The organism is Paenibacillus marchantiae (genome assembly GCF_028771845.1).
Classification (GTDB): Bacteria; Bacillota; Bacilli; order Paenibacillales; family Paenibacillaceae; genus Paenibacillus; species Paenibacillus marchantiae.
Map to the genome: position 1 here is coordinate 2627267 of NZ_CP118270.1, position 13829 is coordinate 2641095.

Genomic DNA, 13829 nt, shown 5'->3' on the forward strand with positions numbered 1-13829 from the left:
GCCAATATTCTAATGAGAACAGCTTGCAGACCTTCATCTGCAAGCTGTTTTTTACTAATTAATGACTGTTCATTTTTACCAGAGGAAGGTATAGTAGACAGGATTATATTGAAGGAGTGTTGAAATGCAAGATCAACCGGTTTTAATCGCACTATTGGCTATTGCCGCAGGGATTTTCAGTTTGTTGGGTGGAATCAATAATTGGGATTGGTTTATGAAGAGTTTTAGAGCAGGTCTCTTTGTGAAAACCATTGGACGTCAGGGTGCAAGAGTGGTGTATGGGATTTTTGGTATTGTGCTGATTACCATTGGCGTATTATTGTTGCTGATTGGGTAAGCGTAGAAAAAGAAAAGAAATTTGTATAGTCAGAGTACATAATTCAGTTTCACAGCTTTGAACACCTGATAGCTTTAACCCATTAGCTTACCTAATCAATTAAAAGTTACACTAAAAAAGACCACCGAAAAAATTCCGGTGGTCTTTTTGCCAAATTCAGGTTTATCCATCTCAATCTGGTTTAATTATCTTTTAAATCTTCAATGGAATTGATGTCCATATAGGTTGGTACAACCAGACCTGTTTTGGCACCGTCCATATTTGGACCGAGATCATCAATCTGATCCTTGTATTTGTTGAAATAATCTGCAGAGGTGAGCGGCAACCATGCAGCTGGAGTTGCATCTACATCACCATTGGCAATGCCGGTCCACATTGGACCGATTTCCACTTGAAGAGAGGTTACTTTGTAACCCAGTTTTTCTTTCAGGATGTACTCCAGCAAGTTCGTACTTGCAATCTCGGAGTCCCAGGCTACGTAACTTAGTTTAATGGAATCTCCATTCACCGGAGTCAGACCTTTGGTCCATTCAGCCACTTTGTCGCTATGCTTCTCTGCAAAAGCTGCTGCGGCTTTTTGGGGATCTTCTCCGTTTTGAATGGCGACCATGATTTCACCCATATCCTCAGGTGTCCAGGAGAAGCGATCCAGGAATTCATAAGCGACAGGTTTGTCTTCCTTTAACCCTTTACGGGCAATGGTATGAATTTGTTCTGCTTCACCGTAGACGCCTTCCGGATCGTCCAGGTATTTCAGGTCATATGCATTGAACATCCAATGCGGTGTCCAACCGGTAACGATAACCGGTTCCTTATTCTTAACCGCTTTATCCAGCGTAGCTGTCATTGCGGCTCCTGAACCTTCAACCAGTTTCCAGTCAGACAAACCGTATTTCTCAATGGCACTCGCTGTGGATTTCATAATTCCGGCACCTGGATCGATACCGATAATTTGATGATTCACTTCATTTCCCACATTGGCATTCGCCGATGGAGTGGAGGAAGAAGCACCTGTTTCCAAATCTGCAATCGAATTAACGTCTGTCATGTATGCAGGAACAACGAGCCCTGTGCGTACACCGGTCATGTTGGCTCCCAGATCATCCACCTGGTCTTTGTAACGTTCCCAGTAGTCAGCGTGAGTCAATGGCAGCCAAGCTGCTGGAGAGGCATCTACGTCGCCTGAGGCGACACCCGTCCACATAGGTCCAGCTTCAACTTGCAGGGCGTTAACTTTATAGCCAAGTTTGCCTTCCATGACATATTTCAACAGGTTAGTACTCGCAATCTCAGAATCCCAGGCTACATAGCTAAGTTTAAATGCATCACCGTTAACTGGCGTCAGACCTTTGGTCCATTCGTCAATCTGGTCTGCATGTTTCTCAGCGTAGTCTTTTGCGGCTTCTTCTGGAGATGTACCATTTTGGATGGCACTCATCATTTCGCCCATTTCATCTGATGTCCATTGGAAACGGGACAAGAATTCATAAGCAACTGGGTGATCTCCTTTTAATCCTTTACGTGCGATGGTGTGAATTTCTTCTGCATCACCGAAAGATTTCTCGGGATCATCCAGATATTTCAGATCATATTTGTTGAACATCCAGTGTGGAGTCCAGCCTGTAATAATGATCGGTTCTTCCGCTTTAAGGGCTTTGTCCAGTGTGGCAGTCATCGCTGCACCAGATCCTTCAATCAGGGTCCAGTCCGTCAAATGATAATCTTCAATGGCTTTGGCAGCGGATTTCATAATGCCTGCACCCGGATCAATACCAATGATCTGATATTTGACTTCTTTACCTACAGCATTCGCTGGAGTGTTGTTACCGCCGGCAGAAGTACTGTTGCCGCCAACAAAGTATTGTGAGAAACCAGCTACGAGCACAACAAATGTGGCTGCAGCAGTAATCCAGGCTTTTTGTTTCGCTGAGAAGCGTGAGCTTTTCTTACGGCCTGGCATAAACAGATTTTGAGTGAAACGGTCAAGTACGATCGCAAGAACCACGACAGCCAGACCTGCTTCAAAACCTTTACCAATCTGCAACTGTGTTACCGCACGATAGACTTCCGCACCGATACCCTGTGCACCGATCATGGAAGCAATAACAACCATGGACAGCGACAGCATGATGGTTTGGTTAATCCCTGACATTACGGTAGGCAATGCGAGTGGAAGCTGTACTTTGAACAACTTTTGCATGGACGTAGAACCAAAAGCATCCGCTGCTTCGACCAGTTCGCCAGATACCTGCTTAATTCCGAGGTGAGTCAGGCGAATCGTAGGTGGAATCGCGAATATAACGGACGCGATAACACCGGGAACCACACCAAGGCTGAAGAAGGTTACCGCTGGCAGCAAGTAGACAAATGCAGGCATGGTCTGCATAAAGTCAAGCAATGGTGTAATAATCCGGGCTGCAGTTTTGCTGTATGCGAGCCAGATACCGATGGGAACACCAAGCAGAATGGAGACTAATCCTGACGTAATAACGAGGCCCAAAGTATCCATCGATTGGGACCAATATCCGAGGTTATCTACGAGCAAGAAACCGATAACTGTAAACAGGGTCAGTGGTATTCGGCCAACAAGATATGCCAATACACCAAGTATTACAATAAACAGGAGCGGATGGGGGAGCATGAACAGCCCGGAGAAAAATCCGACAACCTCCTGAATAACAACAGAAATGACTTTAAATAATCCGGAGAGCGAGGTGCTCATCCAGTCAACAATCGCTTCAATCCACGATGCTAGTGGTATTTTGGGAATCATTCACAAGTTCCTCCTTTACTGCAACTTCACCGCTTAGTGCTCCAAGCAGGGCACCGCGGACGATAACACCTTGCAGACGGCCGGTTTCGCCAACAACAGCGAGCGGCACATGGGCTGAACTTACAATTTCGAACAATTCATGAATCAGGGTTTCAGGCGCTACAGTCGGCCCATCCGTAATCAGAATATCGTTCAACACTTTGTTTTCGCGCATCGCGCGGGTTGCATCTTCTGCTGTTATAACACCAAGCAGCTTCTTCGAACGGTCAATGACAAACAGGTTGGAAATACCACGTTCGCGCATTAATTCGAGGGCAACACGAGGACCACGGTCAAGCGTAATCGTTTCAGGACGTCGCATAACATGAGATGCGGTAAGGACCTTGGACAAGTCCACGTCTTCGACGAAGCGGGCCACATATGAGTTGGCCGGTTGAATCATGATTTCTTCCGGAGTACCGATCTGCACGACTGCGCCGTCTTTCATGAGGGCAATACGATCGCCGATGCGCAGCGCTTCGTCCAAGTCATGGGTAATGAAAATAATGGTCTTTTTCATTTTATCCTGAAGCTCAATCAGCTCATCCTGCATATCACGACGGATCAGTGGATCAAGTGCACTGAATGCTTCATCCATTAACAGGACTTCCGGGTCATTCGCCAGCGCACGGGCCAAACCTACACGTTGCTGCATCCCGCCACTTAGCTCATCCGGCATTTTGTCTTCCCAGCCTTTAAGGCCAACCAGTTCAAGCGACGTTTTTGCTTTTTCTCGACGTTCATCTTTATCTACTTTTTGAACTTCGAGACCATACTCCACATTATCAAGAACGGTACGGTGCGGGAATAACGCAAACTTCTGGAATACCATGCTGATCGTTTTCCGACGCACTTCGCGCAATTGTTCTTTGTTCATCTTACGTAGATCTTTACCATGGACAAGAATCTCTCCCGATGTAGGTTCAATCAGACGATTGAACATTCGAACAAGTGTAGACTTACCACTTCCGGACAGTCCCATGATGACGAAAATTTCACCTTCCTGAATTTCCATGTTGACCCGGTTGACACCAACCGTTATCTGTTTTTCTTTGGCCAACTTTTCTTTGCCCCAACCTTGCTCCAGTAATTGTAGACCTTGCTCGGTTTGGGGTCCAAACAGTTTACTTACATTTTTTACTTCAAGTATGGTCATGTTTTCACCCCTTCTGATGTGTTGTGCACTTCGAACGGCTTTCAGCATCCACAAGCCCATACACTTGTGCGCCCAGCCACGAAATCCGGTAATCGTTGCTTCGCTTCCCGTCTTTCTGGGTAACGTTTTGTATTCTAACAATACTTAACCCGTATAGCAACCGAATAAACAGTACATAATGTTTGTACAGTAAAAACTGTACAAAGTTTTCCGTCCATATGCTCCGTCATTCTCCTTATTCTGGCTAATAAGACACCTTTACATTTGATATCGCTTTTTCTACAATAGAAAATGTGCTGAATCTAAGCAGTTTTTTTTGGTTAAAAGATAGTCGTAGGCGTTTGCAACTTGGTCAAGCTCCCATGAAATACATGGGGTAACCTAAAGCCTGTTGGCATATAGGATGTCCTGCCGGATACTTTCCCATGTAAGCCGGATCTTAAACAGTTGCAATTATTTTGCCGAGACTGGGAATGTTGAGAATGGAGGTTGCAAGCATGAGCTTGGACCATTTACAAGAGGAACAGCAGGCAACCGTTCTTAGGATCCGTAAACGCGTCATTGAAGCCATTGGGCGTAATATGGATCTCTACGGCGTTACGCTGTCCACGGGACACTTATATGGATTGCTTTTTTTTGCAGACAAACCTATGACCCTTGACGATATGGGCCGGGAAATGGAAATGAGCAAAACGAGCATGAGTACCGGCGTACGTACACTGCTGGATCTAAAAATGGTGAATAAAGTATGGAGCAAAGGCTCCCGGAAAGACCTATATGAAGTGGAGTATGACTGGCATCAGACGTTTACGGATTATTTTGTGATTAAATGGAGAAAAGCCGTGGAGAGTAACCTTCAGGTACTGCGCAAATCCGTTGATGAACTGAATCGTTTGATTGCTGATCTGGATGAACAAGCAGATGCTGAACTTCTTCACATTCTTAAGGAAGACAAGCATAAGGTGCTTCAAGCAGAGGCCTACTACAAATGGCTGGATCGCTTGATTGATACCATGGAAGATGAAGAAATATACAAACTGGTTCCGAAGGAAGAGATCAAGGAACATTAATAACAGCAAAAGCAAAGGGCCCTTTCCGAATTGGAGAGGGCTCTTTTGTCTTGGGGGGTTACGCACTTGTACATTTATAATGAAGAAAAACACATGCTTTACAATTGGCCGATTAATCCCACACGTGATAAGGTCACAAGCTGCTGAACGATCTGTTCCAGTTCGTCCATGATCTGATGGCGTCCGCTGGGGGTCCAGGATAGTACAGTCCAATCGGATATATCATGTACGTTACCTTTCAACACGGCTGGAGATCGATTCCAGGCTGTAGTTTGTTTCATACGCCGAAGCAGTTTCTCACTGGCAGGAGTATTGGAGACACGGTTCATGAACAGATGATCCGTATCCAGCATGGGGATGCTATCTGCCGCATACTCATCTGTCATTAAGTCTGTATATATGATCTGTGCAGGGTTCAGTCCAAGTTCACCGTAGATAAGGCGATTTAATGGATGCTCGATATTTTCCTGGAGCCGGATAGACTGATTCGTAACCTGCATAAGCATAATACGTTCTTGCCCGAAATGATGCTTCAAACGGAGTCCGATATCAAGGTTGCGAAGCTCAAGCTGTTTGAAATTCTGTAAGGCCTGCTGCTCCCGTCCGACCAGTTCAGCCAAGCGTACATGATTTTCTTTCCATTCATGGGCCTGATCCATGATAACCGTAGGTGCAATACTTTTGAGCTTATCGTAAAAGGGTTGATGATAAAAGTCGCCGATAATCAGGTCCGGCTTGGCCTGACGTAATTTCTCCAATTGTGTGGATAGCCGCTGCTGCTGCTCGACTTCATCAAGCTCCCGATCATGGAATCCGTCCATTGCAGCTACGGGAGACAATCCGAGCGAAGAGAGGTTCTCATGAAGTCCCATTCTGGACGCGGTAGCCACGCGAATTTGGTCTTTTTTCATATATAGGCTGGGTGCGATCCCCAAGGTTTGTTTGAATTTGCGGCTAAAATAATATTCATTGCCATAGCCAACAGATACGGCGACGTCTTTGATTACACATGTTTCCTGCTTGAGCTGTTTTTTGGCCTCGTCAATCCGTAAGCGATTCAGATAATCGGTAGGTGACATGCCCTTGGCTTTCTTGAAACTGCGAGAATAGGAGCTTGGCGTCAATCCGGCAATTTTGGCCAGTTGATCCATGCTGATACCTTCACTCATGAACCTTTTCATATACATAATGCTGCGTTCAAGCGCCGGATCGACCTTCTCATAATTTTCTTCAAGCCGGTTCTCCGAGAGATACTGCAAAAGCTCGTGCAGCTGGCTATGTATACTGATAAAGTGATCGGGGTGAACGCCGCGATAGGCTTCATACAATTGTTCAACTCGCGCTCTGGCTTGTTGGTCATGACGAACCATCAGTCTGCCTGTCTCCCAATCCAGCGGGAAACCAGAGGAGCAGGACATTTTCCATTGGCCACGCACTTGCTGCAAACATACCGTATCCATGCTAAGTATTATAAACTCCGTAACAGCCGAGCGTGCAGCCGCCTCAATCGTTGTTCCTGGCTTCAGAACATACAGTTGATTGGCTTCGGCGGTATAGACTGTATCGTTCAAGACCAGAACACCGTCTCCTTGTAAAATAAGACAGAGCATGGGCCGGGACACCGTCTTGCCTTGCACACGGAAATGCTCCCCGCGCCGTACACGGCACATGGAAGAGAGGAGCGGTAGAGATGAGGTTTCAGAAATGAAGGAAAGCTGTTCAGTCATACGGACCATCCTTTTGTCTTATTTTCTTAATGATAACAATTATCATTCTCATATGGAAGATGTTTTTGAAAAATAGTTTTGGACATGAAAAAAAGAGGATACCCAGAGCCGTGATGGCTTTAGAGTTATCCTCTATATTTGAAACTAGAATGTTGAGATAGCTATAAGTCTCTATAAGTCTATACCCACATGCGTGGGTTAGTTTGGCACGACCAACAGGATATCATCCAGGAAGACGTCGCTTAGCACCTTTTTGCCTGTGCCATTGGCTTGCACATGATACAGCCGATAGAGATCATTTGCGTTGATGTAGAACATGCCCGGAACATCGTCATGAAGCTGGAACGTTGACCATTCCTCTCCAGCAAGCTTGGTTACTTTGAGAGCTGTGCTCACGGAATAAAGACCATTTGTACCGGATAGATATGCAATAGTTGGTGTTCCGTTGGTCAACTGAGCAGTTACGAAAGTGACACTGTTCAAATTCAGGTTGGCAGATTTGGATACCTTGTTCCCGGCGATGGTTTTGGCATACGCCTTTTTGTCTGCATCCACAACGACAACCTTATCCGTACCCAGTGGATTGACCTCCCGGATGCTCTTACTATGAATCTGAAGTGTTTTGCCAGAAGTGGTTAATGCAAAGGCTTTGCCTGTTGAATAATCATAATCCTTGTTGCTATCCAGCTTGATGCCTTTGTTGTACACATACAGATTGTTGCCCCAGCCGCCAGCGTAAACAGCGTTCACATCCAGCTTTGCTTTGGGATTAACTGCTGTACCTTTGCCTGTATTGTAGTTTACCTTGTACATGATAATGGCGTTGGTAGAGTAGTACTGCTCGTATGGGTCAGTGTTCACCATCAATTGCAGTTCGTTTTTGGCCACGTTCATAAAATAACGACTCTCTACTGCACCAGCAGCAATTCGTTGCACTGCTCCGCTTCCATTGGATGCCTTAGAAACGATCCATGGGTTTCCATTAACGAGCCCGTTATAATATACACGGCCTTTCGTTACGGCGAGCAGCGGGAAATCTGTATCTGCTTTGTCTGCAATTTTGGTGGCAGCGGAAGCTTCGCTATTGCCATTTCCACGATAGATCGTTCCTTTGGAATCCATATAATAGATGAACCCGTTATCCGTAAAGTAGCTCAATACATCTGTCGCATACGTTTCAGCGGAATCACTAGAACCGTCATTGGGAACGCGAAGCAGCGTTGTGGAAGACTCGGAACGAGTGTAATAGAGATAGGTTCCAGCCGCAGACAGACCATCTCCTTCAAAATCAAGCAATACCTCTGTAGTTCCGCTTCCGTCACCGGATACTTTGTACAATACACCATCGGACTCATAATATACCGTAGTTTGGCTGAGGGAAGCTGCATTAGCATTGGCTCCGCCTCCAAGCACTGCTGCCGTGATCAGTGTGAACAGCAGCAAGGTGCAAACCGTGCGATGCATACGTGTAGACCATTTGTTCATAAATCAATCGTCACCCTTCTTTTTATGTATGTAAGTAACACATTATCACCTTACGTTATATCGGTAAACTATGGAAAATATGTTACACATCTCAGTCAGATAAAAACGACAGAAGATCAGATCTTCTGCCGTTATATTCAACCATATTCAGCCTAAATCTGACTTTCAGCCAGCTGTTGACGACTGTTCCACAAAGTAACCAGACGAAGCAAAATGAAACAGATGAGCAGAAGTACTGCTCCGACCAGGATTAACATGAGAGGACTGATAAGCAGCATGCCGCTCGCCTGACCGGCAATCAGCGCAAGCAATGGAAGAACGACCAGTCCTCCGAGTTGATAGGCCTCCTGAAATCCACGTACCTTCGCCGAGATCAGTACATTTAACAGAATGACCACAAGACTGCACGTTGGAACAACCCATAGAACCAGAATGATCCAGTTCAGATTGGGAAACATCCATGCCCCGAACATGGGGTACAACAGGATATTGGCAATGATTCCGTAGATAATGAAGGTAATCCAGGATAACAGCAGGGAAGGAATAAGGGCAGCTAACACCTTGCCTTTAAACAACGTATCCATACTCATCGGAGTGAACAGAAGACTTTCCAGAGTCTTGCGCTCCTTCTCGCCTGCAAAACTGTTGGCCGTCAGAATGCTGGATGCCATCACCGGAATGATGAGAAACAGGGGTGCGAACATGTACAAGGCCAGGTAATAGACAATACGATGGTTATCCGTAGGCATCGAAGCAAGCTGCGGAATTCGCCCGGCATGGGTTAGGTTATCCAGTGTATCAAGCAGGAAGCTCATATTGCCGAGGGAAGCAAGTTCCATCCTTGAGGCTGCCCAAATGAGTATCCCAGGCATGATGATCCCGATAACTAGCGGAACGATCAACATGGGCAACCAAAGCTGCACGCTGGCTGTGATAGCTCGAATATCTTTACGAACAAGTGCACGTATGGCTTGTCGGTTATTCATGATGATGTGCCTCCCTAATGGCAAAATAAATACTCTCCAGATCGCTGCCCGTAATCCGGGCCTGATAGACTTGTCCACGCTCACTCAATTGTCGCAGTAACAACGGAATATCTTCACGGGTTTGAAGCTGAAAAACGGCTTTGTTAGCGGAAACCATCTCCGGTGTACACCCTGTTACCGTCTGCCAGCCATTCGGCATGGTCGCTTCAACCTCAATCCGGGGTGAGGTCAGGTATCGGTTGACGATCTCCTGCTCCGTACCTTCCTCAACCTTACGCCCCTTTTCCATAAAAATATATCGATCACACACGGCCGATAGTTGGGATAACACATGAGACGATACGAGAATCGTCATATGTTCCTCTTGATTTAGCCGACGGATGATTCGGAGGACCATCTGAATCCCATCCGGGTCAAGCCCATTGGTTGGCTCATCCAGAAAGAGAATGGAGGGGCGGTGCAGCAGCACCCGCGCTAGACCTACGCGTTTTTTCATGCCTGTGCTGTAGGTACCTACTTTTCGATGTTGATATTCCTGCAATTCGAACAGATCCACAAGCTCATCAATCCGTGCTTTGGCATGTTGTACACCGAAAGCTTCAGCGAAAAAGATCAGGTTGTCACGCCCACTCATATTTTCATACAATCCACTCTGCTCGGTTAATGTGCCGCATAGGGCGAGTACGTTCTCCGTCTCACGGAAGGGATCGAGGCCGTTAATGCTCACTTGCCCACCCGAAGCGCCGAGAACGCCGTTCATGATGCGGATCAGGGTGGTTTTGCCCGAACCGTTAGGACCGATCAACCCGGTAACGCTGCCTTGTTCAACCGTGAAGCTGACATCGTTCAGTGCCTGATGCACTTTAAATTGCTTTGAAATGTTGCGAACTTCAATCATGCACATTCACCGTCCGATCTGAGTTTGGAGATTATACGTCCAGATGAGATATATCGTTCAAATGGAGGGCCGAAAAATAAAAATTATACGTCTTTAGTCCCAAACGCAAACAGCAACTTCACCCTAAAGTCCGGCGAAATCGGGTCTCAGGTTTGTTTTCACTGTGGTCTATACCATGTATTCTGGTTAAAAGGATGCAATATCTCGTTTCATTGCCATCCATAACGTGGTAATTAGACTTAAGGCCTCTTACATATCATGAATGCCTGAATATTCATCTAACGCCGGTCTTGGTTAGCCAAGGCCGGTTTAACGTCGTTACTTGGCGTATTCATCCAATGGAACGCCTCATTTCTTGTGATTACATAACTATTTCGTCTAACACATCATATGAACACTTCCAAGTAGGAAACATCAGATGTGTTTGGACCAGAGGAAGGTGAGCGAAATGACAGCATCCAATGAGTATCGCTTCCAGGTGAATCTAAGCGGTATGATCCAGATTCTATCGAACCATCTATACAGCAGCCCTAAAGTATTTTTACGTGAATTAATGCAGAATGCGACCGATGCCATTACAGCTCGAACAGAAGCGGAACCGGGATTCCAGGGTGAAGTACGTGTGGAACTGACCGGAACAGGCGAGCAGTTGACCATGATGGTGGAGGATAACGGCATTGGTTTGACAGAAGCCGATATCCATGAATTTCTCGCGATGATAGGTCAATCCTCGAAGCGTGGGCAGCAGGCCTTGCTGGATGGAGAGACTTCGTTTATCGGGCGATTCGGAATCGGATTATTGTCCTGTTTCATGGTGAGTCATGAAATCGTCATGCTGACGCAATCCGCGAAGGGTGGACCTTCGATGGAGTGGCGGGGTAAGCCCGATGGAACGTATACGATTCGGCAATTGGAGACACAGTTGTCTCCTGGAACGAAAGTATATCTGCGTTGTACGCCGGACGCAGCGCATTATTTTGAAACGGAATATGTGAAAGAAGCCTTGTTCTATTATGGAGCGCTGCTGCCTTATCCAGTCATCCTGCATAGTGACGGTGTTCAACATATCGTCAATAGCGAGTCACCGATCTGGTTGATGGAGCCTGGGCTTGCACGTGGACGCAGAGCGGAAGTGCTGGCTTTTGGTGAACGATTGCTGGGAGAGAAGTTTCAGGATTTTATCCCACTGACGACGGCTTCAGGTCGTACAGGAGGCATCGCATTTGTTCTTCCGCATGCAGTTAATTTGAATGCCAAGCGTTCTCACCGGGTGTATCTGAAGCGGATGCTAATCTCGGAGAAGGCGGAGAATATTTTGCCGGATTGGGCCTTTTTCGTGAAATGCCTTATCTGGACAGACGAGCTTCAACCTACAGCTTCACGGGAACATTTTTATGAAAATGAAAAGCTGGAAGAGGTTCGCTCCGAACTTGGCGATGCCCTTCGTAAAGGATTGGCCGACATGGCTGAGCGCCAGACGGAACGGCTGCAAAAGCTGATTCGCCTGCATGCGCTGTCGATGAAGGCACTGGCTGTGCAGGATCAGGAGTTCTATGCCATGATTCACCGCTGGCTTCCATTTGAAAGTACCCGTGGTCATCGGGAACTGGGCGAGTTGATGAGTGAGGGAGAGACGTTGTACTTCACTACCACAGTGGATGAGTATCGCCAGATTCATCATGTCGCGTCAGCCCAATCGATGCTGGTCATTAACGGTGGATACATCTACGACAGCGATTTGATGGCAATGCTGCCACAAGTGGTGCAGCATGTACAGACGCAGCGGTTGCAGCCGGATGAGGTATCCATGAGTTTCACCGATGTGCCACCAGCTGAACGGAATCAGTATTATGATGCCTTGCGCCTTGCTGACTCTGCTTTGCAACGTTTCCGCTGCCGTGCAGAGGTCAAGGGCTTCAAGCCAGCTGATTTGCCGGTGCTGTTCACGCTCTCGCAGGAGTCTTCCACGCTGCGTGCATTGGAAAAAGCAAGTGAGGAGAGTACAGAATTATTCTCCTCCGTCCTTGGATCATTGTCATCCGGAATTAGTTCCGCAGGTTATTCGACCCTGTACCTGAACATCAGCAATCCAATTATTCAGCGGGTCCTGACTACACCGGATGCCCAAATGACTCCCATTGCCATTGAGATGTTGTATGTCAATGCATTAATGATGGGGCATTATGCGATGAATCGACAGGAGCTTGAGGTGCTGAATCAGGGCATCGTTCGTTTTATTGATTGGGGTTTGCGTGCGAATACAGATCGTAAGGGGGATGCCTGATGAAGACCGAAATGGATTTTGAGGATTTGATGGATGAGGCCTATGGCCTGCCTAATGGAACAGCGAAGCTTGGCATGCTAGAGGAAGCGGCAAGAGTCGCCGATGTGAATGGCATGGAGGAGGAAGCGTACGAAGCGCGTTCAGAGATCGTGGAGACCGCGACATTCTGCGGTTATCCGATGAAAGCACTGATTGCTTTTTCCTGGCAGCTGGGCAAGTTTGATCAAGAGCCAGAACGCTATGACGAAGAAACGTTAATGTGGTCGTATAAATGGATTTTGGGAGAACTATCCAGCTTCCCGGAAGTGTCTCGCGATAAAATGATGGAGCTGCTGGAGGACTTTGGACGTCGCTTCAAATCATTTGGGTACAGTGAACGTTCGTATTGGTATTATCGATTCCGCATATCCATGGATCTTGGCGATCTGGAGGAGGCGGGTACCAGTTATACGAAGTTCAGAAGTATGGATCGTGACTTTATGAGTGATTGTGAAGCCTGTGAGCAGGACGAGATCATGCGCTACTGGTTATTGGCAGGTGATGATGAGAAGGTATTGGAAGCAGCGAAGCCCATTTTGAAAGGGAGAATGAGTTGTGCCGAAATTCCGCACCTGACCTTATCGGAGATTTTGATGCCACTATACCGACTTGGCAAGATTGATGAAGCTGACAAACATCAGGCCAAAGGCTATCGCATGATCAAAGGACATAATGATTTTGTGCAGAGCTTTGCTGAGCAGATGGATTATCTTGCACGCACGAACCCGGCGAAGGGCATCGATGTACTGGAAGAAAGTATAGTGCTCGCGATGGACCATGAAGATCCGTTTGCCAAAATGATGTTCTATGCCAGAGCAGCACAATTGTTGCGCCGCTGGGCTGATGAATCTCCAGGATACCGATTGCGGCTTCCCGCTTCATTCCCTTATGAAGGAGATTCAGGAGATTTGCGTATACTGGCCGACTATTTTGCGGCATATGCCAAAGCGGCCGCAGACAAATATGACCAGCGGAATGGCAATCAACATGTCTCTTCCATGTTAAGCGAGGTATAGGAGAAGAGGAAGACAGCAG

10 protein-coding genes are annotated in these 13829 nt (G+C 46.8%); 4 read left to right on the forward strand and 6 right to left on the reverse strand.

Features of this window, described 5'->3' with window-relative positions:
- The first annotated feature begins 124 nt into the window (after nucleotides 1–124).
- Nucleotides 125–337, forward strand: a complete 213-nt coding sequence (locus PTQ21_RS11850; protein WP_064640044.1) for an immunity 17 family protein — start codon at nucleotides 125–127, stop codon at nucleotides 335–337.
- Nucleotides 338–518: 181 nt separating this feature from the next.
- On the opposite strand, the gene PTQ21_RS11855 is transcribed toward PTQ21_RS11850, so the two are convergent.
- A complete protein-coding gene (locus PTQ21_RS11855; protein WP_274569983.1) occupies nucleotides 519–3110 on the reverse strand; it encodes a glycine betaine ABC transporter substrate-binding protein in 2592 nt (863 codons plus the stop codon).
- On the reverse strand, nucleotides 3076–4305 hold the full coding sequence (locus PTQ21_RS11860; protein ID WP_063564457.1) for a quaternary amine ABC transporter ATP-binding protein: 1230 nt from the start codon (nucleotides 4303–4305) through the stop codon (nucleotides 3076–3078). Before PTQ21_RS11860 ends, PTQ21_RS11855 begins: the two co-directional genes overlap by 35 nt.
- Nucleotides 4306–4802: 497 nt before the next feature.
- On the opposite strand from PTQ21_RS11860, the gene PTQ21_RS11865 reads away from it, so the two are divergent.
- Nucleotides 4803–5375: a GbsR/MarR family transcriptional regulator gene (locus PTQ21_RS11865; RefSeq protein ID WP_063564456.1), complete on the forward strand. Its 573-nt coding sequence runs from the start codon at nucleotides 4803–4805 to the stop codon at nucleotides 5373–5375.
- Nucleotides 5376–5473: 98 nt separating this feature from the next.
- Here the strand turns inward: PTQ21_RS11865 and PTQ21_RS11870 are convergent, their stop codons facing one another.
- The 4 genes from PTQ21_RS11870 to PTQ21_RS11885 form a co-directional block, all read right to left on the reverse strand.
- Nucleotides 5474–7102 (reverse strand): helix-turn-helix domain-containing protein, encoded by a 1629-nt coding sequence (locus PTQ21_RS11870; RefSeq protein ID WP_274569984.1) that lies wholly within the window; start codon nucleotides 7100–7102, stop codon nucleotides 5474–5476.
- A 198-nt stretch (nucleotides 7103–7300) separates the two neighbouring features.
- Nucleotides 7301–8587 (reverse strand): DUF5050 domain-containing protein, encoded by a 1287-nt coding sequence (locus tag PTQ21_RS11875; protein WP_274569985.1) that lies wholly within the window; start codon nucleotides 8585–8587, stop codon nucleotides 7301–7303.
- 152 nt (nucleotides 8588–8739) lie between these two features.
- Nucleotides 8740–9573 (reverse strand): ABC transporter permease subunit, encoded by an 834-nt coding sequence (locus tag PTQ21_RS11880; protein ID WP_274569987.1) that lies wholly within the window; start codon nucleotides 9571–9573, stop codon nucleotides 8740–8742.
- Nucleotides 9566–10471, reverse strand: a complete 906-nt coding sequence (locus tag PTQ21_RS11885; protein ID WP_274569988.1) for an ABC transporter ATP-binding protein — start codon at nucleotides 10469–10471, stop codon at nucleotides 9566–9568. Before PTQ21_RS11885 ends, PTQ21_RS11880 begins: the two co-directional genes overlap by 8 nt.
- A 448-nt stretch (nucleotides 10472–10919) precedes the next feature.
- On the opposite strand from PTQ21_RS11885, the gene PTQ21_RS11890 reads away from it, so the two are divergent.
- Nucleotides 10920–12755, forward strand: a complete 1836-nt coding sequence (locus tag PTQ21_RS11890; RefSeq protein WP_072734310.1) for an HSP90 family protein — start codon at nucleotides 10920–10922, stop codon at nucleotides 12753–12755.
- Nucleotides 12755–13810 carry a hypothetical protein gene (locus tag PTQ21_RS11895; protein WP_079695266.1) on the forward strand — a complete coding sequence of 352 codons (1056 nt, stop codon included), beginning with the start codon at nucleotides 12755–12757 and terminating at the stop codon, nucleotides 13808–13810. Before PTQ21_RS11890 ends, PTQ21_RS11895 begins: the two co-directional genes overlap by 1 nt.
- The last annotated feature ends 19 nt before the right edge of the window (nucleotides 13811–13829 follow it).